This is a genomic window from Nonomuraea salmonea (assembly GCF_042428605.1).
Classification (GTDB): Bacteria; Actinomycetota; Actinomycetes; order Streptosporangiales; family Streptosporangiaceae; genus Nonomuraea; species Nonomuraea salmonea.
The window spans coordinates 16,161-43,157 of sequence record NZ_JBHMCF010000034.1; the positions used below are offsets into that span (position 1 = coordinate 16,161).

A 26,997-nucleotide genomic window follows, 5' to 3' on the forward strand; every position below is an offset into this window, starting at 1 on the left:
CCCTAGGATGGCAGTGTCCAAAGACTCCATCCACGAAACGGGTTCAACGACTCATGTCCGCCATAACCCGCGACGAGGTCGCACACCTGGCCCGGTTGTCCAGGCTGGCGCTCACCGACGACGAGCTCGATCACTACGCCACCCAGCTCGATGCGATCATCGAGTCGGTCGCGAAGGTGGCCGAGGTCGCCGCCGAGGATGTGCCGCCTTCGTCGCACGCGCTTCCGCTGACCAATGTCTTCCGTGCCGACGAGGTGCGACAGTCCCTCACGCCCGAGCAGGCGCTCTCCGGCGCGCCCGCCGTCGAGGACGACCGCTTCCGGGTGCCGCGCATCCTCGGGGAGGAGGCATGAGTTTGATCCGCAAGACCGCCGCCGAGCTGGGCTCGATGATCGCCGCCGGTGAGGTGTCGGCCGCCGAGGTGGCCGAGGCGCACCTCGACCGCATGGCCGCGGTCGAGCCCAAGGTCCAGGCGTTCCTCCACGTCGATCGGGAGACGACGCTGGAGCAGGCGCGGGCCGTGGACGCCCGGCTGCGCGCGGGCGAGAAGCTGGGGCCGCTGGCCGGCGTGCCGATCGCCCACAAGGACATCTTCACCACGCGCGACATGCCGACGACGGCCGCGTCCAAGATCCTTGAGGGCTGGCAGCCGCCCTACGACGCCACCGTCACCGCCCGCCTGCGCGAGGCCGGCCTGGTCATCCTGGGCAAGACCAACCTCGACGAGTTCGCCATGGGCTCCTCGACGGAGAACTCCGCCTACCAGGTCACCCGCAACCCGTGGGACCTGTCCAAGGTGCCCGGCGGGTCGTCGGGCGGGTCGAGCGCCGCCGTGGCCGCGTACGAGGCGCCGCTGTCCACCGGCACCGACACCGGCGGCTCCATCCGGCAGCCCGCCTCGGTCACCGGCATCGTCGGCATGAAGCCCACCTACGGCGGATCGTCGCGTTACGGCCTGATCGCCTTCGCCAGCTCGCTCGACACGCCGGGCCCGTTCGCCCGTAACGTGCTCGACGCGGCGCTGCTGCACGAGGCGTTCTCCGGCTACGACCCGATGGACTCCACCTCCATCGACGCGCCCGTGCCCTCCGTGGTCGAGGCCGCCAAGCACCCCGACGTCGCGGGCATGCGCATCGGCGTGGTGAAGGAGTTCTCCGGCGAGGGCTACCAGGCGGGCGTGCTGGCCCGCTACCACGAGGCCGTCCAGCTGCTGGAGTCGCTCGGGGCCAAGGTCGTCGAGGTGTCCTGCCCGTCGTTCACGACCGCGCTGCCGGCCTACTATCTGATCGCGCCGTCCGAGTGCTCGTCCAACCTGGCCCGCTTCGACGCCATGCGCTACGGCCTGCGGGTCGGCGACGACGGCACCCGCAGCGCCGAGGAGGTCATGGCGCTGACCAGGGCCGCCGGTTTCGGTCCCGAGGTCAAGCGGCGCATCATGCTCGGCACGTACGCGCTGTCGAGCGGCTACTACGACGCCTACTACGGCCAGGCCCAGAAGGTGCGCACGGTCATCGCGCGTGAGTTCGAGGCCGCCTACCAGCAGGTCGACGTCCTGGTCTCGCCCACCACGCCGACCACGGCCTTCCCGATCGGCGAGCGCGCCGACGACCCGATGGCGATGTACCTCGCCGACCTGTGCACCATCCCGTCCAACCTGGCGGGCAACGCGGCCATGTCCGTGCCGGTCGGCCTGGCCGACGAGGACGACCTGCCGGTGGGCCTGCAGATCATGGCGCCGGTCCTGGCCGACGACCGCTGCTACCGCGTCGGCGCGGCCGTGGAGCAGGCCCTGGAGAGCCGCTGGGGCGGCGGCCTGCTGGCGAAGGCGCCGGAGCTGGCGTGACACGCGACGATCTGAAACTGAGGACCTCACCATGACTGCCGGTACGCTCATGCCGTACGACGAAGCGCTCGAGCGCTTCGAGCCGGTGCTCGGCCTTGAGACGCATGTCGAGCTGGGCACCAGGTCGAAGATGTTCTGCGGCTGCAAGACGACCTTCGGCGCTCCGCCCAACACGCAGGTCTGCCCCACCTGCCTGGCGCTCCCCGGGGCGCTGCCGGTGGCCAACGCGCAGGCCATCGAGTCGACGATCCGCATCGGCCTGGCGCTGAACTGCTCGATCGCCGAGTGGTGCCGCTTCGCCCGGAAGAACTACTTCTATCCGGACATGCCGAAGAACTACCAGATCTCCCAGTACGACGAGCCGCTCTGCTTCGACGGCTACCTCGACGTCGAGGTCGACGGCCAGACGATCAGGATCGGCATCGAGCGGGTGCACCTGGAGGAGGACACCGGCAAGTCCACCCACGTGGGCGGTGCCACCGGGCGCATCCACGGGGCCGACTACTCGATCGTCGACTACAACCGCGCCGGCATCCCGCTGGTCGAGATCGTCACCAAGCCCATCCCCGGCACCGACCGGCTCGCGCCCGAGGTCGCCAAGGCGTACGTCACCGAGCTGCGCGAGATCATGCGCTCGCTGGGCGTCTCCGACGTGCGCATGGAGGAGGGCTCGCTGCGCTGCGACGTCAACGTCTCGCTGATGCCGCGCGGCTCGTCCGAGTGGGGCACCCGTACGGAGACCAAGAACGTCAACTCGCTGCGCAGCGTCGAGCGGGCCGTGCGGAGTGAGATCGAGCGTCAGGCGGCCGTGCTGGCCGACGGCGGGACGATCATTCAGGAGACCCGCCACTTCCACGAGGACACCGGCACCACCACGTCCGGCCGGTCCAAGGAAGAGGCGCAGGACTACCGCTACTTCCCCGAGCCCGACCTGGTGCCGATCGCGCCCGACACGGCGTGGGTGGCCGAGCTCAAGGCCGCGCTGCCCGAGCTGCCGTCGGTCAAGCGCAAGCGGTTGCAGACCGAGTGGGGCCTGTCCGACCTCGACATGCAGGCCATGCACAACGCCGACGCGATCGAGCTGGTCGAGGCCACGGTCGCGGCCGGCGCGCCGGCGGCCGACGCGCGCAAGTGGTGGATGGGCGAGCTGGCGCGGCGGGCCAACGAGAACGCCGTCGCGCTCGCCGACCTGCCGATCACGCCCGAGCAGATCGCCCGGGTGACCGAGCTGGTCGCCTCCGGGGCGCTCAACGACAAGCTGGCGCGTGAGGTGCTCGAAGGCGTCATGGCCGGCGAGGGCGCGCCCGACGAGGTCGTCGAGCGGCGCGGGCTGCGCATCGTCAACGACGAGGGCGAGCTGTCCGCGATCATCGACCAGGTGATCGCCGACAACGCCGACGCGGCCGACAAGGTCCGCTCCGGGAAGGTCGCCGCCGCCGGTGCGCTGGTCGGTGGCGTCATGAAGGCCAGCAGGGGCAAGGCCGACGCGGCCAGGGCCCGGCAGCTCATCCTGGAGAAGCTCGGCGTCCAGGAGTGACCCCTGACAGGAAGGCGCCGCGACGTCGGCGGCGCCTTCCTGTCGTTCACGGTTTCCCACCGTTTGTGGCTTGGCGCGCCTGGGTGGCGCGGGTGGCCGGGCCGGCATGGCCGCCGGCGGCGGCGCAGCCTTCCGTCAGGGGCGGTTGGTGCGGCGGGTGTACCAGGTTCTGAACAGTGGGGTCAGTAGGGCGAGTACGGATAGAAGCAGCAGGGCGACGGCGACCGGGCTGCGGATCAGGACGGTGACGTCACCGGCGCCGATGGCCAGGGCGCGGCGGAGCTGGATCTCGGCCATCGGGCCCAGGATCATCCCGATCACCGCGGGCGCGACCGGCAGGCCGAAGCGGCGCATGGCGTAGCCGAGCAGGCCCAGGACGTACAGGACGAAGAGGTCCACGATCGTGGCGTTCAGGGCGTAGACGCCCAGCGCGGCGAACAGCACGATCCCGGCGTACAGGTACGGCCGGGGGATTCGCAGGATGCGCGCCCACAGCGGCGCCAGTGGCAGGTTGAGCACCAGCAGCATCACGTTGCCGACGAACAGCGACGCGATCATGCCCCACACCAGCGCCGGGTTGTGGTCGAAGAGCTGCGGTCCGGGCTGGAGGCCGTACTGCTGGAAGGCGGCCAGCATGATCGCGGCCGTGGCGGACGTCGGCAGGCCCAGCGTGAGCAGCGGGACCAGGGTGCCGGCCGCGGAGGCGTTGTTGGCCGCCTCGGGCCCGGCGACCCCCTCGATCGCGCCCTTGCCGTACTCCTCCTTGGCGACGCCCTTGGCCAGGCGCTTCTCTGCCGCGTACGACAGGAAGGTCGGGATCTCGGCACCACCGCCGGGCAGCGCGCCGAACGGGAAGCCCAGCGCGGTGCCGCGCAGCCACGGCAGCCACGAGCGCCGCCAGTCGGAGCGTCCCATCCAGGCCCGGCCGACCGGCACCACCTCGGGAGGGGCGTGCCGCAGGCGGGAGGCGACGTACAGGGCCTCGCCCAGGGCGAACAGGCCGACCGCGACGATCACCACGTCGATGCCGTCGAGCAGCTGCGGGATGCCGAGCGTGAGCCGCGCCTGCCCGGTCTGCTGGTCGATGCCGATCAGCCCGATCACCAGGCCGAGGCCGAGCGAGGCGAGGCCGCGCACGATCGAGCGGGACAGTACGGAGGACACGGCCGTGAAGGCGAGGATCGCCAGCGCGAAGTAGTCCTCGGGCCCGAAGGAGATCGCGAAGGCCACCACCGCGGGCGCCGCCACGACGAGCAGCGCCGTGGCGATCGTCCCCGCCACGAAGGAGCCGATGGCCGCGGTGGCGAGGGCCTGCGCCGCCCGCCCGCGCCTGGCCATCTTGTTGCCCTCCAGCGCCGTGATCATCGAGGAGGACTCGCCCGGCGTGTTGAGCAGGATGGAAGTGGTCGAGCCGCCGTACATGCCGCCGTAGTAGATGCCGGCGAACATGATGAACGCGCTGGTCGGCGGCACCGTGAAGGTGATCGGAAGCAACAGCGCCACGGTCATCGCGGGCCCGATGCCGGGCAGCACGCCGACGAGGGTGCCGAGGGTGACGCCGATGAGCGCGTACAGGAGGTTGACGGGGGTGAGGGCGGCGGCGAAGCCGTCGAGCAGGAGCTGGAACGAGGTCACCTCAGATCAGCCCCTCCAGCGGCCCGCCCGGCAGCGACACGCCGAGCCCCTTGACGAACAGCAGGTACGTCGCCACCCCCAAGACCACCGCGATCCCGGCCGCGCGCGGCTTGTGCTCGGCGCCGAGCGCCACGGACAGACCGAAGAACAGCAGGCTCGCGCCGATGATCCAGCCGAGCACGTTCAGCAGTGCGGCGAAGGCCAGGAAGATGCCGCTGACCAGGCCGAGGCTGCGCCAGTCGGTGGGCGCGTCGGCGTCCACGTCCTCGCTCTCCTCGGGGTCGGCGCGGCCGCCGCGCAGCACGTCGGCCACGTAGAACAGGCCGATGAGCACCATCGCGCCGCCCACCAGCATGGGGAAGAAACGCGGCCCGATGCCGAGCTGGGAGGCCGCGGCCGACACGTCGAGCGTGCCGACCACGACGAGCACGCCCAGCACCAGCACCACGACCGCCAGCCCGAGCTCGGGCCGCCACCGGTGAGCCATCAGGAGACGAGCCCCATCTCGGCGATGATGGCCTTGACCCGGGTCTGCTCGGCGGCGAGGTAGTCGGCGAACTGCTGCCCGGTCTGGAAGGAGTCGATCCAGCCGTTCTTGGCCACCGCGTCCTTCCACGGTTGCGCGTCGTGCATCTTGGTGACCAGGTCGGTCAGGGCCTGCTTGTCGGCGTCGGAGAGCCCGGCGGGGGCCACGAAGCCGCGCCAGTTGGACAGCTCGACGTCGAGGCCGGCCTCCTTCAGCGTGGGGGCGTCCAGGTCGGGCAGCCGCTCGCCCGCGGTGACGCCCAGCGCCCGGAGCTTGCCGGACTTCACGTGCTCGGCGAACTCGCCCACGCCCGAGATGCCGGCGCTGACCTTGTTGCCGAGCAGCTCGTTCAGCGCCTCGCCGCCGCCGGAGTGCGCGATGTAGTTGACCTGCTTGGGATCGACGCCGGCGGCCTTGGCCATCAGGCCGGCCACGATGTGGTCGGTGCCGCCCGCCGAGCCGCCCGAGATCGACACCTTCGCCGGGTCGGCCTTCCAGGCCGCGACCATGTCGGCCAGCGACTTGAACGGGGACTCGGCCGGGACGACGACGATCTCGTACTCCTCGGTCAGCTTGGCGATGGGCGTGGTCTCGGCCAGCGAGACCTTCGACTTGTTCTGCTCGATGGCGCCCACCATGACCAGGCCCATCGTCATCAGCAGGTTGCCGTTGCCCTTCTCACCGGCGAGCTGGGCCAGGCCGATCGTGCCGCCGGCGCCCGGCACGTTGTACACCTCGACCTTGCGCTGCGGGTCGGCGGCCTTGAGCGCCTGCTCGGCCACGCGGGAGGTCTGGTCCCAGCCTCCGCCCGGCGCGGCGGGGGCCATGATGCGCAGCGTGGCGTTCGCGGACGTGCCGCCGCCCGTGTCGCCGCAGGCCGTCAGCGCGCCGAGGGAGAGTGCCGCGAGGGCGGCGAATACGCGCAAGCGCATGATCACTCCAAGGGGGATCTCACAGTCGTCAGGACTGGCATGGTGAGGTCCGTTCCCCGCCCCCGTCGAGCCTTTGCGTGGTTGCCGTCGTAGTGGTCGTATTGGTCGCGACCCGGACGTGACCTCCGTTTGTTTCCATGTGCAGGGTGAGACGGGTTCGTGACGCCTCCCTCGGGACCCAGCTGTTCGCGCTCCAGATGGTGATCGTGCTGCTCGCCGTCGGGGGCACGGCAGGCGTGTGGGCGGAGCACACCCGCGACCAGCTCGACGCGCTGCACGAGCAGCGCGCCCTGGCGATCGCGCAGTCGGTGGCCGCGCTGCCGCAGGTACGCGAGGCGTTCGAGCTGGAGCACCCCGAGAGCGTGCTGCAGCCGCTGGCGATGAGCGTGCAGCAGGAGACCGGCGCCGACTACGTGGTGATCGCCAACACCGCCCAGCGGCGCTACGCCCATCCCAACGCCTCGCTGATCGGCAAGCGGTTGTCGACCGACGGCAGCACGGTCCTGCGTACCGGCAGGAGCTGGGTCGGCACCGAGACGGGCACGATCGGCACCACGGTCAGGGGCAAGACACCCATCAGGGACGAGTACGGCGAGATCATCGGCCTGGTCTCCGTCGGCGTGCTGGAGACCACGGTCATCAGCCAGCTCTCCGACGCCCTGCCGCCGCTCATCTGGACCGCGCTGGCGGTGCTGCTCGCGGGGCTGGCGCTGGCGGCGTTCATCACGGCGCGGGTGCGCAGGCAGACGTTCGGGCTGGAGCCGCGCGAGATCGGCGCGCTGCTCGAGCAGCGCGAGGGCGTGCTGCACGGCGTCAAGGAGGGCGTGCTCGCCCTCGACATGGACGGGCGCGTCACGCTGGTCAACGACGCCGCCCGCGAGCTGCTCGGCGACGTCGGAGAGGACCTCACCAGGATGGCCGTCTCGGACCGCATGCGGGACGTGCTCGGCGGCGCCGACCCCGGCGCGGACCGTGTCGTGCTGCACGGCGAGCGGGTGCTCGTGCTCAACCGCACTCCCGTCTGGGTACGCGGCCGCCAGCTCGGCTGGGTGGTCACCCTGCGCGACCGTACGGAGCTGGTCCGCCTGGCCCGCGAGCTGGACGACACCAGCAGCGCCACGGACGCGCTGCGGGCGCAGGCGCACGAGTTCGCCAACCGCATGCACACCGTGGTCGGCCTCCTCGAACTCGGCGAGCACGAGGCCGCAGTCGGTTTCATCACCCGCAGCACTCACCACACCAACGCCATCGACCTGCGCGAACGCGTCCAGGACCCGACGCTCGCGGCCCTGCTCATGGCCAAGTCGGCCGAGGCGGCCGAGCGCGGGGCCAGGCTCGTGCTCTCCGACGACTCCTCGGTGCCCGAGGGCGTGCTCGGCGACCCGCGCGACGCGGTCCTGGTGGTCGGCAACCTGGTCGCCAACGCCATCGACGCGCTCGACGGCGCGGAGGGCACGATCGAGGTCTCGGTGCGGGCCGAGGCGGACGGCTTGCACGTGCGGGTCGGCGACTCGGGGCCGGGCATCGCCCCCGAGCTGGTGGGGGAGGTCTTCAGGGAGGGCTTCACCACCAAGGCCGCCCACTCGGGGCCGCGCGGGCTGGGGCTGGCGCTCACCAGGCAGGCCTGCCTGCGCAGGGGCGGATGGGTGCGGGTACGCAACAGCGGCGGCGCGGTCTTCACCGCCCTGCTCCCTGCGAGGGCCGCCTCGTGAGCGGCTGCACGGGCGAGGGCCGCCTCGTGAGCGGCTGCACGCTGGTCACGGCGAGGGCCGCCGCGCTGCTTCCTGAGAGGGCCGTCTCATGACCGGCCGGGACCTCCGCGTCCTCGTGGTGGACGACGACTTCATGGTGGCCCGCATCCACAGCGGCTACGTGCGCCGGGTGCCCGGCTTCGACGTGGTCTCGGTCGCCCACAGCGGCGCCGACGCGCTCGCCGCCGCGAAGGAGCTGCGGCCCGACCTGGTGCTGCTCGACATCTACCTGCCCGACATGTCGGGCCTGGAGGTGCTCAAGGCGCTGCACGACGTGGACGTCCTCATGATCAGCGCGGCCCGTGACGTGCCGACGGTCAGGGAGGCCATGCGGGGCGGGGCGGTCAACTACCTCATCAAGCCGTTCACCGCCGCCGCACTGACCGAGCGCCTGCGTCAGTACGCCGCCACCCGCGAACGCCTGACCGCCATCGGCCCCGAGGCCCGCCAGGACGACGTGGACCGGCTCTTCGGCGTCCTGCCGTCCGCCGCCCCCATGCCGAAGGGGCTGTCGCCGGCCACTTGCGCGCTGGTCGCCGACACGCTGCGGGAGGCCGGCGGTGATCTGTCCGCGGCCGAGGCCGCCGAGCTCACGGGCCTGTCGCGGGTCAGCGCCCGGCGCTATCTGGAGCACCTGTGCGGGGTCGGCCAGGCCGAGTTGCGGCCCCGTTACGGCACCGCTGGACGGCCCGAACATCGCTACCGGTGGCTAGGTTGACACACTTCCGTAGCCATTTCCCGTGACATATGCGGATCTGCGTGCCTTACTGTTGCCTGAGACTTGGCTGCGGACCGGGAGGAGATTGAGGCGTGCGAAACGCCGGACCGATCGAATCACCGACCGACCCGTTCGCCTCGGTGCCCTTACCCACGTCGGGCGTCTCCAGGAAGCCGCGGATCGAAGGGCTGCCCCCCGGGGTCTCCCGCGACATCTTCGGCCCGCAGGAGCGTCAGGAGTCCCGACCGGCCCAAGGCCCGAGCGCCGCGGGCGGTACGCCGGGCAAGGGCGGGCTGCCACCGGCCGCTCCGCCGGCCCAGCCCTGGCCCATGGCCTCCGAGAAGGAGCCCGCGCAGCCCGCGCCAGTCTTCGGGACGCCGCAGCGCCCGTCGTCGTACGAGCCCGAGCCGCCCCGCCGCCGCCGGCTGCTGCCCGCGATCATCTCGCTGGTCGTGATCCTGGCCGCGCTCGCTTATGTGGTGCCGGCCGTGCTCATGTCCGGCTCCGTGCTGCGCGGCACCCGGGTGGCCGGGGTCGACATCGGCGGGCTGACGGTGACCAAGGCCGCCGACAAGCTGCGTGCCGAGCTGGCCAGCAAGCTCAGCAAACCCGTCATCGCCGACATCGGCGGGCAGAAGGAGACGATCCAGCCCGACGAGGCAGGGCTCGAACTCGACGTCGTCGGCACCATCGGGCAGGCGCCCAGCGGGTTCCCCACGCCTGAGGAGGTCTGGCGGGGGCTCACCGGCACCACCGACCTCCCGCCGAAGATCACCCTGGACGCCGCCCAGCTCACGCGGACCGTCGAAGGGCTCGCCGGGTCCGTCGACAAGCCCGCTCGCGAGGGGCGCATCACGTACTCGGGGCTGGAGCCCCAGGCGCGGACGCCGGCGAACGGGGTGCTGCTCGACCGCGAGGACGCCGTACGCAGGATCGGCGCCGCCTTCCTCAGCGGCGGCGGGTCCGTCGTGCTCACCGTCCGGCCGGCCAAGCCCGTCACCAGCTCGGGGGCCGTCGAAGAGGCGCTGACCAAGGCCAGGGCCGCCGTCGCGGCGCCGCTGACGCTCACGCTCGGGCCCAAGCAGGTGCAGATCCCGCCGGCCATGATCGCCGCCAACCTCACGTACGGCGTGGACGGCGAAGGGCGGCTCGTGCCCCGGTTCAACGCCAAGGCCGTGCTCGAACAGGTCGAGGGCAACCTGGTGGACGCGGCGCAGCAGCCGCGTGACGCCACGTACGAGATCGTCAACGGCAGGCCCGTCCTCGTGCCGTCGCGGCCCGGGCGGGGCGTCAACGACAAGCTGCTCGCCAGGGACGCGGAGAAGGTCTTCGACCAGGGCGGCAGCCGGGTCGTCGCGGTCCGGCTCGGCACCGTCGCGCCGACCGTCGAGACCTCCCGCATCGAAGGGCTCGGCATCAAGGAGATCGCGGCGTCGTTCACCACGACGTTCGACTGCTGCCAGCCGCCCGTCACGAACATCCAGCGCATGGCGCAGAAGCTCGACGGGTACGTGGTCAGGCCGGGCGAGACGTTCTCGCTCAACGACGCGCTCGGGGAGCGGACCGTCGAGGACGGGTACGTCCAGGCCGGGCAGGTCGTCGGCGGGCGCACGGTCAACGTCGTCGGCGGGGGCGGGGCGCAGTTCGCCACCACCATGTACAACGCGGCGTACTTCGCCGGGTTCGACGACGTCGAGCACCAGCCCCTGGACTACTTCTCCTCGCGCTTCCCCGCCGGCCGCGACGCGACCCTGCTCTACCCGGAGCCCGACCTGAAGTGGCGCAACGACTCGGAGAACGGGGTCCTCATCAAGACCGCGTCCACGCCGACGTCGGTGACCATCACGCTGTGGGGCGTCAAGCGCTACGACAAGATCGAGGCCGTGGAGTCGGAACAGCGTGCCTTCACCCCGTTCCGCCGCGAGGTGAGCTCCGCCCCGGACTGCGTCCCGACGACCGGCGAACAGGGCTTCACCATCGACGTGACCCGCGTCTTCCACAAGGACGGCAAAATCCTCAAGAAGGACAAGAAGGTCACCACCAAGTACCGCCCCCGCCCTCAAACCGTCTGCACCCGCTGACGGCGTGCGGGAGGACCTCAGCTCTCAAGGGGCTGAGGTCCTTCCGGCATGCGGGTGGGCTGCGGCACCCCTCGGTTCGCCGGCCCGTGGCGCGGGCTGAGCTCCTCTTGGGGTGGGATGCGCAGCACCTGGGCCAGCGGGCCATGACAGGGACCTGGGGTTCTCCGCGCGGAATCGGCCCTGCGCGGAGGTGGTGTGCGGCCGCTTGGGTGGAGGATTGCAACCCGCCTCGCGCTTGAAGACCTGGTGCCACGCCCATCAAAGGGACCTCGGCCCGCACATTGGTCCACACCTGACCTGTGAAGGACCTCGGCCCTTGCGATGGGGAGACAAGGATGGTCCCCCAGTGCGTGAAATGGGGGGATTGGCGGGTTCAGGGGGTGTTTGTGGGGGAAGGGGCGGGGACCGGCCGTTCCAAGGGTGTGGAGGTTAGGGGTGCTCGGGTCAGGTGGGGGGCAGGGTCATGAGCCGGTCGTCGCCGGGGTTCGGGGAGCCGCGGCCGTCCTTGTTGCTGGTGCCTATCCACAGGGTGCCGTCCGGGGCGGACGCTACCGCGCGAAGGCGGCCATAACGGTCGGTGAAGTGGGCGGTCGGGGTGCCGGCGGAGCCGTCCTGGCTCAAGGGGATCTGCCACAGACGCGCGCCGCGCAGGGCGCCGACCCACAGCGAGCCGTTCGCGTAGGCCATGCCAGAGGGGGAGGCGTCCGAGGTGGGCCAGGTCAGGATCGGGTTGATGTAGCGCTGGTCGGAGCCCCGGCCCTCGACCTCGGGCCAGCCGTAGTTGCCGCCGGGCCTGATCAGATTGACCTCGTCCCACGTGTTCGCGCCGAACTCCGAGGCGTAGAGCCGCCCGGACGGGTCCCAGGCGAGGCCCTGGACGTTGCGGTGACCGTAGCTGTAGACGAGGGTGCCGAACGGGTTGCCGGGCGCGGGAGCCCCGTCCACGGTCATGCGCAGGATCTTGCCCCCGAGCGAGTCGCGCTGCTGCGCGAGGTCGTCGTCCCCGATCTCGCCGGTGGTGGCGTACAGGTGGCCGTCGGGTCCGAAGGCGAGCCGGCCGCCGTTGTGGATGCCGCCCTTCGGGATGTCGCGGACGAGCAGGTGCTCGTCGGTGAGCGCGTCGCCGGCGAGGCGGTAGCGCACGATGCGGTTGTCGGTCTCGGCGGTGTAGTACAGGAAGACCTGGTCGTCCTTGACGGCGACGCCCATCAGCCCGCCCTCGCCGTCGGGCCGCGCCTCCCGGACGGTGGCCAGCTCGGTGACCCGGCCGGCGGGCGTGACACGGAGCAGCCGGGCGGTGTCGCGCTCGGTGACGAGCGCGTCGCCACCCGGCAGGTACGCGATCCCCCACGGCACGGACAGCCCGGTCGCGACGTCCTTCGGCTCGCCGGGAGCGGCGGCGGCGGACACCGCGGCCGTGGGCAGCACCTCCCCGTCACCCGCGGAGCACGCGGTCAGGACGGCCAGCAGCATGATCGTCCAGAGCTTCCTCATGTGTTCCATCCTGCCCCCGGAGTCGTAAGGTTCTCGGCATGAAGACCTGGGTTCCGTCCGATTCGGTGGCAACTGCGCTTTCCGACCTCCCCGGCGTCGAATGCGCCGTTTATAACAGCAAAGTCCCGATGCCGGATGGCGTGGAGGACGTCGAGGTGTGGGTGCCGCCCCTGGTGACCGTGCCCGACGTGCCGGGGACGCTGGCGAGGATGACGTCGTTGCGGCTGGTGCAGACGGTGACGGCGGGCGTGGAGCCGTACCGTCCGCACATGCCGGAGGGCGCGGTGCTGTGCAACGCGCGCGGCGTGCACGACGCGGGCACCGCCGAGTGGGCGGTGGGCGCGATGATCGCGGTGCTCAGGGAGTTTCCCGGTTTCGTGGACGCGCAGCGCAGGGGCGAGTGGACTTATCACCACACCGGCGTGCTGGCCGACTCGCGCGTGCTGATCGTCGGCTACGGCTCGATCGGGTCGGCGCTGGAGCGGCGGCTGGAGGGGTTCGAGGTGGAGGTCGTCAGGGTGGCGAGGAGGGCGCGCGACGGCGTGCACGCCATGGACGAGCTGCCCGCCCTGCTGCCCGAGGCGGACGTGGTGGTGCTGCTGGTGCCGGCCACCCCCGACACCGCCGGCATGGTCGACTCCTCGTTCCTCGCACGCATGAAGGACGGCGCAGTGCTGGTCAACGCGGCCAGGGGCGGGATCGTCGACACCGACGCCCTCCTCGCGGAGCTGAAGACGGGCCGGCTGCGCGCCGCGCTCGACGTGACCGCGCCCGAGCCGCTGCCCGAGGGTCACCCCCTCTGGAGCGCGCCCGGCGTGTTGATCACGCCGCACGTCGCGGGCAGCACCCCCGCGTCCGAGCGGCGGACACTGCGTCTCATCCGGGCTCAGCTGGAGCGCTACCTCGCCGGCGAAGACCTGGTCAACGTCATAACCGACGCGTACTGAGAGGATCCCGGAACGTGGCTGGTCCGTGACCTTCGGTGCGTACGGTTACGTTTGCAGGGAGTTCCTGACTCACTGTCAAGGAACTCTTGGCGGCAATTGGTCTGTCTGGTTATCAGATCGGTGACGACATCGGCGTTGTCACCACCCGCGCACCTTCGACCGCACACACTGGCAAAGGTGATCGGCCGGGCTTCGGCGGTCGCGGGTGCAGAGTTCGAGACGGGATGGGCAACGACTGTGATCCGCTGGCGTGATCCACGGGTGCCGCCGGCCGCCGCGGCGGTGGCAGGCGCGGTGGCGTTCGCCGCCGTCCTCCTGGCGCAGACCCCTGCCACGATCACCGGCGCGATCGCCGGTGGGCTCGCGGCGCTGATCGCCGCCGCCTCCCTGCTGATCGCCTCGGTACGACAGGCCGCCACGCACCGCCCCTCGGCGGCGGGCGCCCGCTGGATGGGCGGCGGCGCGGTCATCTGGGCCGCGGGCGTCATCCTGCGGCCGTTCACCGACGGCTTCGTCGTCAACTTCGCGGACCTGTTCGTCCTGCTCGGCACCGTGATCACGGCCGGTGGCGCGCTGATCGCCGCCGACCGCAGGTTCCCGGCCAGGACGGCTTTACGGCAGCTCACGGACTCCTACCTGTGCGCCGTCGCGCTCTTCCTCATCGGCTGGGTGATGGCGCTGCGGCACGTCTACGCCGACTCCGCCGACCCCGTCGGGTTCACCCTGGCCCTGCTGCCGCCGATGATCGCGCTGCTGGTGACCTGCTCCATGATCCCGTCGGTGGTCACCAGCAAGTCGCCGTCCTGGCTGCTCGGCCTGGCGGGGCTGGGCGTGCTGGCCACCATGACGGTGGCGGGGGTGGGCTCCGCCGTGGGCCGGCTGCTCGAAGGCGAGCCGCAACTGTGGAGCGTCATGCTCGCGCCGGTCGCGTTCCTGCTGCTCGCCGCGGTGCCGTGGGGCCCGAAGGGCAGGGCGGCGACCCGGCCGGCCATCGGCCACGCGGTCAGCCTGGCGCCGCTCGCGCTGGTCGCGGTGGCGGTCTTCACGATGCTGATCCACCAGATGGGCAGCCGTCCGGAGCCGCCGGTCGCGGGCGTCGCGGCGCTTGAGGCGTCGGTCGTGCTGCTCCTGCTGGTCCGCCTGTTCGTGCTCGCGGCCACCAACGTACGCCTGCGCGGCCAGGTCAAGCTGGGCCGCCGCCAGCTCATGGACCTCGCGGAGAGCACCGGCGACGTGGTGTTCACCTGCGACTACGAGGGCGTCGTCCGCGAGATCGGCGCCGGCGTCGAGGTGACGTACGGCTACGCGCCCGCCGACGTCGTGGGCGGCTCGATCTTCGACTACATCCACCCGGAGGACGTGCCGGGCATCCAGGTCGCCATGCGCGCCCTGACCCTCGACGACGAGCCGGCGGCGCCGGGCGCCTGCCTGATCGCCTGCCGTGTCCGCGCGGCCGACGGCACCTGGCGGCCCACCGAGTCGGTGGCCACCCGTCAGGTCGGCGGCGACGACCTGCTGCTGGTCACCACGCGCGACGTGAGCGACGAGGAGGCGCTGCGCAACCAGGTGGCCCACCTGACCTTCCACGACGGCGTGACGGGGCTGCCCAACCGCGCCTACTTCGAGGAGCGCACCAGGGAGGTGCTGTCGGGGCGCACGTCGGGCAACGTCGCGGTGATCTTCCTCGATCTCGACGGGTTCACCTCGGTCAACGACTCGGTCGGGCACGCCAGCGGCGACTACCTGCTCGGCCAGGCGGCCAGGCGGCTGCGCGGCGCCGTACGCGCGGACGACACGCTGGCCCGGTGGGGCGGCGACGAGTTCGCGGTGCTGGTGGAGACCGGGGGAGACGCGCAGGTGGCGGTCGATCTGGCCGAGCGGCTGGTCGGGGCGGTCTCGCAGGAGCCGTTCCGCGTCGCCGACCGCGACGTGGCGCTGACGGCGAGCGTCGGGGTGGCCTTCACCGAGGACGGCATGCCGGCCGGCGACCTGATGCGCAACGCGGATGTGGCCATGGCGCGCTCCAAAGAGCTGGGCGGTCGCCGGGTCGAGGTGTTCGCCGCGCAGATGCACGCCGACGTCGTACGCCGCCTCGAGCTGGCGGCCGACCTGCAGCGGGCGCTGATCGAGCAGCAGTTCGCCATCGAGTACCAGCCGGTGGTCGATCTGGCCACGTCGCGGGTGACCGCGGTGGAGGCCCTGGTGCGGTGGTGGCGCGGCTCGGTGTTCGTGCCGCCGGAGCAGTTCCTGGGCCCGGCCGAGGACACCGGGCTGATCGTGCCGCTGAGCGAGTGGATCCTGCGCGAGTCGTGCAGGGAGGTGGCGGCCTGGCGGGCCTCGTCGTGGGACATCGGGCTGTCGCTGAACCTGTCGGCCCGGCAGATCATGGCGCCCAGGTTCGTCGAGACGGTGGAGGAGGCGCTGCGCGAGAGCGGGCTGCCCGCCTCGTCGCTCACGCTCGAAGTCATCGAGGAGATGCTGGTCGAGGACGCCGAGGAGACGATCAAGCGATTGTCGGAGCTGCGCTCGCTGGGCGTGCGGCTGGCCATCGACGACTTCGGCACCGGCTACGCCTCGCTGGCCTTCCTGCGCCAGCTCCCCGTCGACATGATCAAGATCGACCCGTCGTTCGTGTCGGGGCTCGGCAAGGACGACACGCTGACGCTGCTCACCCGCACGATCGTGCGGCTGGGGCACGACCTGGGGCTTATCGTGGTGGCCGAGGGGATCGAGCGTCCTGAGCAGCTCGAGCTGCTGAAGCAGATGGGCTGCACGCGGGGACAGGGCTTCCTGGTGGCCCGGCCGATGGCGGCGCGCGGGGTCGACTCGCTGATGCGGACGAGTCTCACGGTTTGAGACATGTGTCCACCAAGTTGACACTGGGGCGTTCGGAGCGGCTATGGTGTAAGCCATGCTTCGCAGTGAGATTCTCGTAGTACTTCGCCGGCGCGCAGGCCGATAGCGAAGCACGACGACCTGCGCGCCGCCCCAGACCCGCCGTTCCGGCGGAGAGGGGCATTTTTTATGTCCTTAAGCGAGTAGCCACGCAAGGAACGAGCCGATGACCGAACGGATGACAGGTGCACAGGCCCTGGTCAGGGCGCTGGAGCACGTCGGAGTCGACACAGTGTTCGGGATCCCGGGCGGTGCCATTCTTCCGGCCTACGATCCTCTCTACGACTCGACCAAGGTCCGGCACGTGCTCGTACGCCACGAGCAGGGTGCGGGTCATGCGGCCGAGGGCTACGCGCAGGCCACCGGCAGGGTCGGGGTGTGCATGGCGACCAGCGGTCCTGGCGCAACGAACCTGGTGACACCGATCGCCGACGCGTTCATGGACTCGGTGCCGATCGTGGCGATCACCGGACAGGTGGCCGCGCCGATGATCGGCACCGACGCCTTTCAGGAAGCCGACATCTCCGGCATCACCATGCCGATCACGAAGCACAACTTCCTGATCACCGATCCCGCGGACATCGCCCGTACGATCATGGAGGCCTTCCACATCGCCTCGACGGGGCGGCCCGGCCCGGTGCTGGTGGACATCTCGAAGGACGCGCTGCAGGCCGAGACCACGTTCAGCTGGCCGCCCACCATGCAGCTGCCCGGCTACCGCCCGGTCACCAGGCCCCACTCCAAGCAGATCCGCGAGGCCGCCAAGCTCATCGCGGAGGCCCGCAGGCCCGTCCTGTACGTCGGCGGCGGCGTCCACAAGGCCGGCGCGGCGGCCGAGCTGCGTCAGCTCGCCGAGCTGACGCACATCCCGGTCATCACCACCCTGATGGCCCGCGGCACGTTCCCCGACAGCCACCCGCAGCACATGGGCATGCCCGGCATGCACGGCAGCGTCGCGGCGGTCGGCGCGCTGCAGAAGTCCGACCTGATCATCGGCCTGGGCGTGCGGTTCGACGACCGGGTCACCGGCAACCTGTCGTCGTTCGCGCCGCACGCGAAGGTCGTGCACGCCGACATCGACCCGGCGGAGATCTCGAAGAACCGCCACGCCGACGTGCCGATCGTGGGCGACTGCAAGGAGGTCATCAGCGACCTCGTCTCGGTGATCCAGGCGTCCGGCCAGCAGGGCGACTACGACGAGTGGTGGACGCTGCTCAACGGCTACAAGGAGACCTACCCGCTGGGTTACGAGCAGTTCGAGGACGGCTCGCTGGCCCCGCAGTACGTCATGGAGCGCCTGAGCGCCATCGCGGGCCCCGACACCTACTACATCGCCGGCGTCGGCCAGCACCAGATGTGGGCCTCGCAGTTCATCCACTACGAGAACCCCGGCACGTTCATCAACTCCGGCGGCCTCGGCACGATGGGCTTCGCCGTCCCGGCGGCGATGGGCGCGAAGATGGGCCGCCCCGACGCCACGGTGTGGGCCATCGACGGCGACGGCTGCTTCCAGATGACGAACCAGGAGCTGGCCACCTGCGCCCTGGAGGGTGTGCCGATCAAGATCGCGGTCATCAACAACGGTAATCTCGGCATGGTTCGTCAGTGGCAGACCCTGTTCTACGACGAGCGCTACTCCAACACCGACCTGCAGACGGTCCGGCGGATCCCGGACTTCGTCAAGCTGGCCGAGGCCTATGGCTGTGTGGGCCTGCGATGCGAGCGTCCCGAAGACGTGGACGCCGTGATCAAGAAGGCCATGGAGATCAACGACGTGCCCGTCGTGGTCGACTTCGTCGTCCACCAGGACGCCATGGTCTGGCCCATGGTGGCCGCGGGCACGAGCAACGACGACATCAAGATCGCCCGTGACATGGCGCCGAAGTGGGAGAACGAGGATGACTAGGAGCGCGACGCGGTGCCCGCGCGGCGCACGAAGGAGAGGGAGCGAGCGATGAGCCGTCACACGCTGTCCGTGCTGGTCGAGAACCGGCCGGGTGTCCTCGCGCGCGTCTCCGCGCTGTTCAGCCGCAGGGGGTTCAACATCGACTCCCTCGCCGTCGGGCCGACCGAGCACGACGACATCTCCCGCATCACGATCGTGGTGAGCGTCGAGGAGCTGCCCCTTGAGCAGGTCACGAAGCAGCTCAACAAGCTGGTGAACGTGCTCAAGATCGTCGAGCTGGATCCGTCGCAGTCCGTGCAGCGCGAGCTGATGCTGATCAAGGTCAAGGCCGACGCGGAGAACCGCTCCCACGTGCTGGAGCTCGTCCAGCTCTTCAGGGCCCGCTGCGTGGACGTGGCGGCCGACGCCGTGACCATCGAGGTCACCGGCACCCCCGACAAGCTCGAGGCGTTCGTGAAGGTCCTCGAGCCGTTCGGGATCAAAGAACTCGTCCAATCGGGCATGGTGGCCATCGGCCGCGGCGCCCGCTCCATCACCGACCGGTCCCTCAGGGCACTGGACCGTACCGCCTGAAAGGTTTTAGCAAGTGACCGAGATCTACTACGACGACCAGGCCGACCTCTCGATCATCCAGGGACGTCACGTGGCCGTGCTGGGGTACGGCAGCCAGGGCCACGCCCACGCGCTCTCCCTGCGTGACTCGGGTGTCGACGTGCGCGTCGGCCTGCCCGAGGGCTCCAAGAGCCGCGAGAAGGCGGAGAACGACGGCCTGCGGGTGCTCACCCCGTCCGAGGCGGTCGAAGAGGCCAACCTCACGATGATCCTCGCGCCCGACCACATCCAGCGCGACCTCTACACCCAGCACGTCGCCCCCAACCTGGTGGAGGGCGACGCGCTGTTCTTCGGCCACGGCCTGAACATCCGCTACGGCCTCATCGAGGCGCCCGAGGGCGTCGACGTCTGCATGGTGGCCCCCAAGGGCCCCGGTCACCTCGTGCGCCGCCAGTTCGAGGCCGGGCGCGGTGTCCCGGTGCTCGTGGCCGTCGAGAAGGACGCCTCGGGCAAGGCGCTCGACCTCGCGCTGTCGTACGCCAAGGGCATCGGCGGCACCCGCGCCGGCGCGCTGCGCACGACGTTCAAGGAGGAGACCGAGACCGACCTGTTCGGCGAGCAGGCCGTGCTGTGCGGCGGCGTCTCCGAGCTGATCAAGGCCGGCTTCGACACCCTCATCGAGGCGGGCTACCAGCCCGAGGTCGCCTACTTCGAGTGCCTGCACGAGATGAAGCTGATCGTCGACCTCATGTACGAGGGCGGCATCTCCAAGATGTACTGGTCGGTCTCCGACACGGCCGAGTACGGCGGCTACACCCGCGGCCCGCGCGTGATCAACGACGAGACCCGGCAGGAGATGCGCCGCATCCTGGGCGAGATCCAGGACGGCACCTTCGCCCAGCAGCTCGTCAACGAGTTCGACAGCGGCCAGAAGGAGTTCAAGCGCTACCGCGAGGAGCTCTCCGAGGACGCCATCGAGAAGACCGGCGCCACGCTGCGCCCGATGATGAGCTGGCTCAAGGGCTGAGCCGGGCCGCGTCCGGCTGAGCGCGGCGGGCGAGGGGGAGCACCCCTCGCCCGCCGCGCTTTTTCGTGCCCGCCCACAGGAGGCCATGGAGAGGTAAAGTCGTCATGTGTCAGAAATTCCTTTCAGGTGTAAGAGAGGGCGCTATGACGATGCAAGCCATCCGTTACCGGGCTTACGGCCCGCCTGAGGTCGTCGAGCTGCACGAGGTGCCCGCGCCGGTGCCGGGCGAGGGCGAGGTGCTGGTCAGGGTGCGGGCCGCCGCGGTCAACCCGGGCGACTGGCACTTCATGCGCGGCAGCCCGTACGCCTTCCGCGCCGTCGCGGGGCTCACCCGGCCGAAGGCCCCCGAGCTGGGCAACGACTTCGCGGGGGACGTAGAGGCCGTGGGCAAGGGGGCCGGCGGGTTCCAGCCGGGCGACCGGGTCTACGGCTGCCGCAGGGGAGCGTTCGCCGAGTACGTCACCGTGCCCTCCGACGGGCCCCTGAGCGCCATGCCGGGCGGGCTGGCGTACGAGGAGGCGGCGGCCATCCCCACGTCGGGCCTGACGGCCTTACAGGCGCTGCGCGACAAGGGCGGCGTGCGGGAGGGGCACCGGGTGCTGGTCAACGGGGCGTCGGGCGGGATCGGCACGTTCGCCGTACGGCTGGCGAAGGCGTACGGGGCCGAGGTGACCGGGGTGTGCAGCACCCGCAACGTCGAGCTGGTCCGCTCGCTGGGCGCCGACCACGTCATCGACTACACCCGGCAGGACTTCACCACGTCAGGCCGGCGCTACGACCTCGTCCTCGACAACGTCGGCAACCACTCCCTGCGCGCATTGCGGCGCGTGCTGGCCCCGGGCGGGACGCTGGTCCCCAACAGCGGCGACGGCGACCGCTGGTTCGGCCCGATAGGCCGCCTGATCGTCGGACATCTCACGTCGCGGTTCGCGGGCCACCGCTTCGCCACGTTCCTCACCAGCGAGAACGCCGCCGACCTCGCCACCCTGCGCGAGCTGGCCGAGTCGGGCGCGCTCACCCCGGTCATCGGCCGCACGTACCCGCTGAGGGAGGCCGCCGCCGCGATCGCCCACCTGGAGGGCGGGCACGCGAGGGGCAAGATCGTCCTCCTCCTCTGAGACGGTATGCGCGCCGATATATCGTTCGATATAGCATCCGAGCCATGATGAACGCACGCCGCACCCCGGGCGGGCTCGGCCCGACAGGCCGTTTCTTCGGGCCGGGCGAGCTCCGCCTGGCCGTGCTCGCCCTGATCGCCGAGCAGCCCGGCCACGGCTACCAGCTCATGACCCGCCTCGCCGACCGTTTCAACGGCACCTACGAGCCCAGCGCCGGCTCCATCTACCCCACGCTCCAGCTCCTGGAGGACGAGGGCCTCGTCCGCGCCGAGCCCGCCGAGGGCGGGCGCAAGGTGCACCACGCCACCGAGGACGGCCTGCGGCTGGTCGAGGAGCAGTGGGAGGAGATCGAGCGGCTGTGGGGCCGCGCCGCCAGCAGGAGCCAGTGGGGGATGTTCGGCGAGCCTGAGGCCGCCGAGATCGTCGGCCCGGCCCTGCGCCTGGTCAAGGCGGCGGTGAAGACGCTCGCCCGCGCCCACGGCGACCCGCGCGTGGCCGAGGGCGTGCTGGAGGTCTTCGTGGACGCCCGCCGCCGCATCGAGCGGATCGACGCCGAGCGGAGGTCGTCGTGAGCAGGCCGTTGGCACGCAGGCTGATCGACCGGTGGCTGGTCACCGGGCAGGTGGCCGAGACCGAGCAGGTCACGCCGCGCATGCGGCGGATCAGGATCGCGGTCGCGGCCGAGCTGAGCTGGACGCCGGGCCAGCACGTACGGCTGCTCGTCGGCCAAGGGGGCCCGCTGGGCGGCGTGCTGCGGACGTACTCGATCTGGGCGCACGACCCCGACCAGCGGTCGATCGATCTGGTCGGCTACGACCACGGCGGTGACGCGCCGGGGACCGCCTGGATCAGGAACGCGGAGCCGGGGTGGGAGATCTCCTTCATGCGTCCCGAGGGGAGCTTCGTGCTGCGTCCCGAGGCGCCCTACCACCTGTTCGCGGGGGAGGAGACGGCCTCGGTGGCGTTCGGGGCGATGCTGCGGGCGCTGCCCGGGGAGGCCACGGCGTACGGCGTGGTGGAGGCCGAGAGCCCGGGCGACCATCTCCGGCTGCCCCGCGACCTGGCCGAGGTGTGCAGGAACGGCGCACCGGCGGCCTCGTCCCCGACCCTGCTGGAGGCGGTCAGCAAGCTGGACCTGCCGGACGAGCCCGGCGTCGCCTACCTCGCGGGGGAGGCCCGCACGATCCAGGCCGTCCGCGCCCACCTGGTGAACGAGCGCGGCTGGCAGCGCAGGGACGTGCGGACGAAACCCTTCTGGACGCCCGGCAGGAAGGGGCTGGACTGATCGGCACGTGACTTCTCCCCGGTGTCGCCATGCCCATGAGGCGTGATAATAATACCGGTATAGTTATCGCTTAGGAGGAGTCGTGATCGAGCTCAAGTCAGCCGGGGAGATCGCCGCCATGCGTGCGGCGGGCCGGGTCGTGGCCGCCGTGCACGCCGCCACGCGGGCGGAGGCCGGCATCGGGGTGACGCTGAAACACCTCGACGACGTGGCGCGGACCGTCATCGAGGAGGCGAAGGCGGGGGCGTCGTTCCTCGGCTACCACCCGTCCTTCGGCGCCACCCCCTACCCGGGCGTCATCTGCACCTCCGTCAACGGGGTGATGCTGCACGGGCTGCCGACGCAGTACCGGCTGCGCGACGGCGACCTCATCAGCGTGGACTGCGCGGCGTACGTGGACGGCTGGCACGCCGACGGCACGGTCAGCTTCACCGTCGGCACACCGCGCGCCGAGGACCTCAAGCTGATCAAGGTCGCCGAGGAGACGCTCGGCGCGGGCATCGAGGCGGCGCGGCCGGGCGGCAAGATGGGCGACATCGGCCACGCGATGTCCACGGTCGGCCGCGGCGCCGGCTACGGCATGCAGAACGACTTCGGCGGCCACGGCATCGGCCGGGCCATGCACGAGTCGCCGTGGGTGCCCAACGAGGCCCGTCCCGGGCGCGGCCTGCGGCTGCGGCCAGGGCTGGTGATCGCGATCGAGCCCAGCCTGATGGCCGGGGGTGGCAACGACTACTACATGGCGGACGACGGCTGGTCGGTCTGTTCGGGCGACGGCAGCAGGAGCGTGCACGTCGAGCACACGGTCGCCATCACCGAGGACGGGCCGGTCGTTCTGACATGTCCGTGAAAGCCCGCTTGTACGATCTCCGCGGCCCCCGCCGCGCGGTCACGAACCGGCAAGGGTGAAGGCCGCTCGGGTTCATCGGGGCACACCTGCTCGTCAAGTGAGGTGATCTCCGGTATTCGTTCGGCCAGACGCCGTATTCGTCCTGGTCAACAGCGAAAATATGGGTGTTTGTCGAACTTGGGCGAGGGGCAGATCTTCCTCCGATAGCTACGGAGAGTAGTCGAGAGGTATCAGGGGGAAACACTATGTATCGCAAGGGACTCGTCCTGGCCGGGCTCGTCGGCGGGATGGTCATGTTCGGAGGTACCGCGCTCGCCGCGTCGCCCGTCGTCACGGCCGAGTCTTCTCAGACTCGCATCCTTCCTGGCCCGAACCACGGCAAGGACGATGCCAAGTGGGACTTCGGCGAGTGGAACAACTTCGGTGAGGACAACGACATCCTCGACCTGGACCTCCTGAACCAGCTCCTCTCCCGCGTGCTGAGCGGCTGACGGGACACGTACGAGGGGGCTCGCCCACTGAGGGCGGGCCCCTTCGCCATGCTCAGCCCCATGCTCACCCTTCGTACACGAAGGAAGCCTCGAACGAGTTGCGGGCGATCCTGTCGAGTTGGTCGTCGCTCATCCCCAGCTCCCTGCTCAGCGCCGCGTAGTTGTCCTCCACATAGCCGCCGAAGTAGGCGGGGTCGTCGGAGTTGACGGTGACGAGCAGGCCCTCGTCCAGCATCGCGGGCAGGATGTGGTCACGCAGCGACGGCACCACCCGCAGCCGCACGTTCGACAGCGGGCACACCGTCAGCGGGATGCGCTCGGCCCGGAGCCTGGCCACGAGCTGCGGATCCTCCATCGCCCTGATGCCGTGGTCGACCCGCTCGACGCGCAGCACGTCCAGCGCCTCCCACACGTAGTCGGGCCCGCCCTCCTCGCCCGCGTGCGCCACCCGGTGCAGCCCCTCGGCGGCGGCGATCTCGAACACCTTGCGAAACAACGACGGCGGATGGCCCACCTCCGCCGAGTCCAGCCCCACCCCGATGAACCGCTCACGGAACGGCAGCGCCGCCCGCAGCACCCGCTCGGCCTCCTCCGGCCCCCGATCGCGGAGGAAGCACAGGATGAGCGCGGCCGGCACGCCGCCGTCCTTCAGCGCCGCCGACAGCCCGCCGAACACCACCTCAAACGGCACGCCCCTGCTCAGATGCGCCTGCGGGTCGAAGAAGATCTCCGCGTGCCGCACCCCCTGAGCCGCCGCCCTGCGCAGGTAGGCGGCGGCCAGGTCGTAGAAGTCCTGCTCCGTGCGGAGCACGGCCAGGTTCTCGTAGTACACGTCCAGGAACGACTGCAGGCTCGTGAAGGAGTACCGCGCGCGGATGGCCGCCACGTCGTACGTCGGCAGCTCGATCCGGTTACGCCTGGCCAGCTCGACGACGAGATCGGGTTCGAGGGTGCCCTCGATGTGCAGGTGGAGTTCCGCTTTGGGACGCATGACACGAGTAAACCGGACCCGTCGGAGCGGAGGTATCGTGCGAACCTCTGAACTCTCACCCCTTGAGCTGGCATAACATCAGATTTCATGAGGCTGAGGGATCTGCTGGCACGCGAGGACCTCAGGCTGACGCTGGTGACCGGTGCCGACGCCCTCGACAGAGAGATCCTGCGCGCCTACCCGACCGACCTGCCCGATCCCCGCCGCTACCTGCGTACCGGCGACCTCGTCCTGACCAGCGGCGTCTGGTACGCCGAGCCGTCCGACTGCGAGCGCTTCGCCGACGCGCTGTGGGCGAGCGACGCCGCCGGCCTGGTCGTCGGCCTGATCGTGCTGGGCGAGCTGCCTGCCGAGCTGGTCAAGGCGTGCGAGCTGCGCCGCCTGCCGCTCCTGCTGGCCGCGCCCGACCAGGCGTTCGGCGCGATCACGGAGGTGGTGACCGCCGAGGGGTTCGCCGCCGAGCAGCGCAGGGCCGAGCGGGTCAGGGCGCAGACCCTGCTCGACGTGCTCGGCCGCATCCCGCCCGGCGAGGTCTCCGCCCACCTGCGGCTGCTCGGCGCCGACCCGGGCCTGCCCACGGCGGCCATGGCGGTCACCCTGACCGGCGGGCCCGAGCTGGACCTGCCCGAGCTGCTGCACGAAGGGCTGGCCAGGAAGGGCCGTCACCTCGTCGTCGGCGGCACCCCGTACGAGGCGGTGGTGCTGGTCAACGGCCGGGCGTCACGCAAGAGCCTGGCCGACGAGCTGCGCGCCCTCATCGCCGCCCGTCCCGGCACCAGCATCGCGGCCGGCATCAGCGAGATGGCGGCCAGCGTCTCGCAGCTCGGCGAGGCGCTGGAGACGGCCAGGCGCGGCATGGAGTCGGCACGCAGCGGCCCAGGACCGGTCTCGATCATGTCGCTGGCCGACATCGACAGCTTCGACCTGCTGCTGGCCGCGCTGCCGGCGACCACCCGCCGCTCGTTCCGCGACCACCTGCTCGGCCCCGTCGAGGAGTACGACGCCCGGCACGGCTCGGAGCTGCTGCGCACGCTGGACACGTTCCTGGAGACGTGCGGCTCCTGGCAGCGCACCGCGGACGAGCTGTACGTGCACGTCAACACCCTGCGCTACCGGATGCAGCGCATCGAGGAGCTGACCGGGCGGCGCATGTCGTCGATGCGCGACCGTACGGACCTGTACCTGGCCCTGCGTTCAGGGCAGGGCTCAGGAGGGCAGGCGGCCCGCGACGACGCGGCCCCGTGACACGACGGCCACGATGTTCTCCGTGGCGAGGTCCTCGATGGTCTCCCAGGGCCGCCCGCGCAGCACGACCAGGTCGGCGCCCAGGCCCTCCTTGATCCGGCCCACCGGCATGCCGAGCGCGTCGGCCGCGTCGGAGGTGGCCGCGCGCAGCGCCGACTCCGCGTCCATGCCGAGGATGCGCGTCATGTGTACGACCTCGGCGAGCTGGTCGCCGAACTGCACGTGGTGGCCGTTGGCGTCGGTGCCGAGCACGAACCGCACGCCCAGCGCGGCGGCCTGGGCCAGCAGCACGTCGCGGGTGGCGACCAGCTCGGCGGCCTTGGCCCTGGCCTCCGGCGTCACCGGGACGCGGCCCTCGGCGATGGCCTCGTTGATCAGCAGCGTCGGCGCCACGGGAGTGCCCCTGGCGGCCAGCGTCTCGGCCAGGTCGCGGCTGAGCAGCGTGCCGTGCTCGATCGAGTCGACGCCCTCCTCGACCGCGACGCGGATGCCCTCCTCGGAGTGGGCGTGCGAGGCGACCGGCATGCCGAGCGCGTGGGCCTCGTCCACGACCGCCCTGATCTCGGCACGGGTGTAGTTGCGCCAGGCGTTCTTGTCGCCCATGGACAGCACGCCGCCGCTGGTCGTGAGCTTGATGCCGTCCATGCCCGCCCTGGCCCAGGTGCGGACGAGCTTGCGGCACTCGTCGGGGCCGTCGGCGACCGGCTTCCTCAGCGGCGACGGCACGGCCGGCGGCACGAACAGGTCGTTGTGCCCGGCGGTCATCCCCACCACGCCGTGCACCTGGATGCGCGGCCCCGGCAGCACCCCTGCGTCGAAGACCCGCCGCAGCGCGATCTGCGCCTCGTCGCCGGCCAGGTCGCGCAGCGTCGTGACGCCGTGGCGCATGGCCCGCTGGGCGTGCGCGACGCCGTGCAGCACCTGCTCGTCGCGGGTGGTGGTGAGCGGCCACGTCGCGAAGTCGGGCGGCGTGCCGTCGCCGGCGTAGCCGACGAGGTGGACGTGCGTGTCGACCAGGCCGGGCAGCACGCACAGGTCGGTATGCCCGCCCTGGGCGGGGCCGACGCCGGTGATCCGGTCGGGCTCCCACGTCAGGTCGACAGGGCCGCGGTATTCGGTACCGTCCCAAAGGGGGATTCCGTCGAGTCTCATCTCCCGCTCGACGCTACCGGA

At 71.0% G+C, this 26,997-nt stretch carries 22 protein-coding genes and 1 pseudogene; 17 read left to right on the plus strand and 6 right to left on the minus strand.

Annotated elements, in window-relative coordinates:
- Window positions 1-53: 53 nt before the first annotated feature.
- The 3 genes from gatC to gatB are packed head-to-tail and all read left to right on the plus strand — an operon-like array spanning window position 54 to window position 3,380.
- Window positions 54-353 (plus strand): Asp-tRNA(Asn)/Glu-tRNA(Gln) amidotransferase subunit GatC, encoded by a 300-nt coding sequence (gene gatC / locus ACFFR3_RS27825; RefSeq protein ID WP_101787882.1) that lies wholly within the window; start codon window positions 54-56, stop codon window positions 351-353.
- A complete protein-coding gene (gene gatA / locus ACFFR3_RS27830) occupies window positions 350-1,843 on the plus strand; it encodes an Asp-tRNA(Asn)/Glu-tRNA(Gln) amidotransferase subunit GatA (RefSeq protein ID WP_345389279.1) in 1,494 nt (497 codons plus the stop codon). Before gatC ends, gatA begins: the two co-directional genes overlap by 4 nt.
- A gap of 31 nt (window positions 1,844-1,874) precedes the next feature.
- Window positions 1,875-3,380: an Asp-tRNA(Asn)/Glu-tRNA(Gln) amidotransferase subunit GatB gene (gene gatB, locus ACFFR3_RS27835; protein WP_345389277.1), complete on the plus strand. Its 1,506-nt coding sequence runs from the start codon at window positions 1,875-1,877 to the stop codon at window positions 3,378-3,380.
- A 135-nt stretch (window positions 3,381-3,515) separates the two neighbouring features.
- On the opposite strand, the gene ACFFR3_RS27840 is transcribed toward gatB, so the two are convergent.
- The 3 genes from ACFFR3_RS27840 to ACFFR3_RS27850 are packed head-to-tail and all read right to left on the minus strand — an operon-like array spanning window position 3,516 to window position 6,473.
- Window positions 3,516-5,015 (minus strand): tripartite tricarboxylate transporter permease, encoded by a 1,500-nt coding sequence (locus ACFFR3_RS27840; protein ID WP_364376496.1) that lies wholly within the window; start codon window positions 5,013-5,015, stop codon window positions 3,516-3,518.
- Between the two features lies 1 nt (window position 5,016).
- On the minus strand, window positions 5,017-5,502 hold the full coding sequence (locus ACFFR3_RS27845; RefSeq protein WP_379484102.1) for a tripartite tricarboxylate transporter TctB family protein: 486 nt from the start codon (window positions 5,500-5,502) through the stop codon (window positions 5,017-5,019).
- Window positions 5,502-6,473: a tripartite tricarboxylate transporter substrate binding protein gene (locus ACFFR3_RS27850; protein ID WP_379484103.1), complete on the minus strand. Its 972-nt coding sequence runs from the start codon at window positions 6,471-6,473 to the stop codon at window positions 5,502-5,504. The genes ACFFR3_RS27845 and ACFFR3_RS27850 overlap by 1 nt, the downstream gene beginning before the upstream one ends.
- 137 nt (window positions 6,474-6,610) lie before the next feature.
- Here ACFFR3_RS27850 and ACFFR3_RS27855 point away from each other — a divergent pair, with 137 nt between their 5' ends.
- From ACFFR3_RS27855 to ACFFR3_RS27865, 3 genes are all read left to right on the plus strand, one after another.
- Entirely contained in the window at window positions 6,611-8,185 is a 1,575-nt protein-coding gene (locus ACFFR3_RS27855; RefSeq protein WP_345389275.1) for an ATP-binding protein, read from the plus strand.
- An 88-nt stretch (window positions 8,186-8,273) separates the two neighbouring features.
- Window positions 8,274-8,942 carry a response regulator gene (locus tag ACFFR3_RS27860; protein ID WP_345389273.1) on the plus strand — a complete coding sequence of 223 codons (669 nt, stop codon included), beginning with the start codon at window positions 8,274-8,276 and terminating at the stop codon, window positions 8,940-8,942.
- Between the two features lie 92 nt (window positions 8,943-9,034).
- The gene (locus tag ACFFR3_RS27865; RefSeq protein ID WP_379484104.1) at window positions 9,035-11,023 is read left to right on the plus strand and encodes a VanW family protein; all 1,989 of its coding nucleotides are present in this window, start codon (window positions 9,035-9,037) and stop codon (window positions 11,021-11,023) included.
- A gap of 444 nt (window positions 11,024-11,467) precedes the next feature.
- Here ACFFR3_RS27865 and ACFFR3_RS27870 read toward each other — a convergent pair whose 3' ends face one another.
- The gene (locus ACFFR3_RS27870) at window positions 11,468-12,517 is read right to left on the minus strand and encodes a PQQ-dependent sugar dehydrogenase (protein WP_379484105.1); all 1,050 of its coding nucleotides are present in this window, start codon (window positions 12,515-12,517) and stop codon (window positions 11,468-11,470) included.
- A 128-nt stretch (window positions 12,518-12,645) separates the two neighbouring features.
- Between ACFFR3_RS27870 and ACFFR3_RS27875 the strand changes: the two genes are divergently transcribed.
- From ACFFR3_RS27875 to ACFFR3_RS27920, 10 genes and pseudogenes are all read left to right on the plus strand, one after another.
- A complete protein-coding gene (locus ACFFR3_RS27875) occupies window positions 12,646-13,464 on the plus strand; it encodes a 2-hydroxyacid dehydrogenase (RefSeq protein WP_355414478.1) in 819 nt (272 codons plus the stop codon).
- A gap of 237 nt (window positions 13,465-13,701) precedes the next feature.
- On the plus strand, window positions 13,702-16,320 hold the full coding sequence (locus tag ACFFR3_RS27880) for a putative bifunctional diguanylate cyclase/phosphodiesterase (RefSeq protein ID WP_364376478.1): 2,619 nt from the start codon (window positions 13,702-13,704) through the stop codon (window positions 16,318-16,320).
- A 199-nt stretch (window positions 16,321-16,519) separates the two neighbouring features.
- A pseudogene (locus ACFFR3_RS27885) lies at window positions 16,520-18,265 on the plus strand (acetolactate synthase large subunit); the annotation flags it as partial.
- Between the two features lie 48 nt (window positions 18,266-18,313).
- Entirely contained in the window at window positions 18,314-18,838 is a 525-nt protein-coding gene (gene ilvN, locus ACFFR3_RS27890) for an acetolactate synthase small subunit (protein WP_345389261.1), read from the plus strand.
- Between the two features lie 13 nt (window positions 18,839-18,851).
- Window positions 18,852-19,844 (plus strand): ketol-acid reductoisomerase, encoded by a 993-nt coding sequence (gene ilvC, locus ACFFR3_RS27895; protein ID WP_512699781.1) that lies wholly within the window; start codon window positions 18,852-18,854, stop codon window positions 19,842-19,844.
- Between the two features lie 143 nt (window positions 19,845-19,987).
- Complete coding sequence (locus tag ACFFR3_RS27900; RefSeq protein WP_364376475.1) at window positions 19,988-20,962, plus strand: NAD(P)-dependent alcohol dehydrogenase; 975 nt, start codon at window positions 19,988-19,990, stop codon at window positions 20,960-20,962.
- Between the two features lie 44 nt (window positions 20,963-21,006).
- Window positions 21,007-21,534, plus strand: a complete 528-nt coding sequence (locus ACFFR3_RS27905) for a PadR family transcriptional regulator (RefSeq protein WP_345389255.1) — start codon at window positions 21,007-21,009, stop codon at window positions 21,532-21,534.
- The gene (locus tag ACFFR3_RS27910) at window positions 21,531-22,247 is read left to right on the plus strand and encodes a siderophore-interacting protein (protein ID WP_345389253.1); all 717 of its coding nucleotides are present in this window, start codon (window positions 21,531-21,533) and stop codon (window positions 22,245-22,247) included. Before ACFFR3_RS27905 ends, ACFFR3_RS27910 begins: the two co-directional genes overlap by 4 nt.
- Window positions 22,248-22,329: 82 nt before the next feature.
- Window positions 22,330-23,097 carry a type I methionyl aminopeptidase gene (gene map, locus ACFFR3_RS27915; RefSeq protein WP_364376467.1) on the plus strand — a complete coding sequence of 256 codons (768 nt, stop codon included), beginning with the start codon at window positions 22,330-22,332 and terminating at the stop codon, window positions 23,095-23,097.
- Window positions 23,098-23,342: 245 nt separating this feature from the next.
- Window positions 23,343-23,588: a hypothetical protein gene (locus ACFFR3_RS27920; protein ID WP_345389249.1), complete on the plus strand. Its 246-nt coding sequence runs from the start codon at window positions 23,343-23,345 to the stop codon at window positions 23,586-23,588.
- Window positions 23,589-23,652: 64 nt separating this feature from the next.
- Here the strand turns inward: ACFFR3_RS27920 and ACFFR3_RS27925 are convergent, their stop codons facing one another.
- Window positions 23,653-24,579 carry an adenosine deaminase gene (locus ACFFR3_RS27925; protein ID WP_364376464.1) on the minus strand — a complete coding sequence of 309 codons (927 nt, stop codon included), beginning with the start codon at window positions 24,577-24,579 and terminating at the stop codon, window positions 23,653-23,655.
- 87 nt (window positions 24,580-24,666) lie between these two features.
- On the opposite strand from ACFFR3_RS27925, the gene ACFFR3_RS27930 reads away from it, so the two are divergent.
- Window positions 24,667-25,824 (plus strand): helix-turn-helix domain-containing protein, encoded by a 1,158-nt coding sequence (locus ACFFR3_RS27930; protein WP_345389247.1) that lies wholly within the window; start codon window positions 24,667-24,669, stop codon window positions 25,822-25,824.
- Here the strand turns inward: ACFFR3_RS27930 and ACFFR3_RS27935 are convergent.
- A complete protein-coding gene (locus ACFFR3_RS27935) occupies window positions 25,786-26,976 on the minus strand; it encodes a metal-dependent hydrolase family protein (RefSeq protein ID WP_364376458.1) in 1,191 nt (396 codons plus the stop codon). The two genes, ACFFR3_RS27930 and ACFFR3_RS27935, sit on opposite strands and share 39 nt — an antisense overlap.
- Window positions 26,977-26,997: the final 21 nt, after the last annotated feature.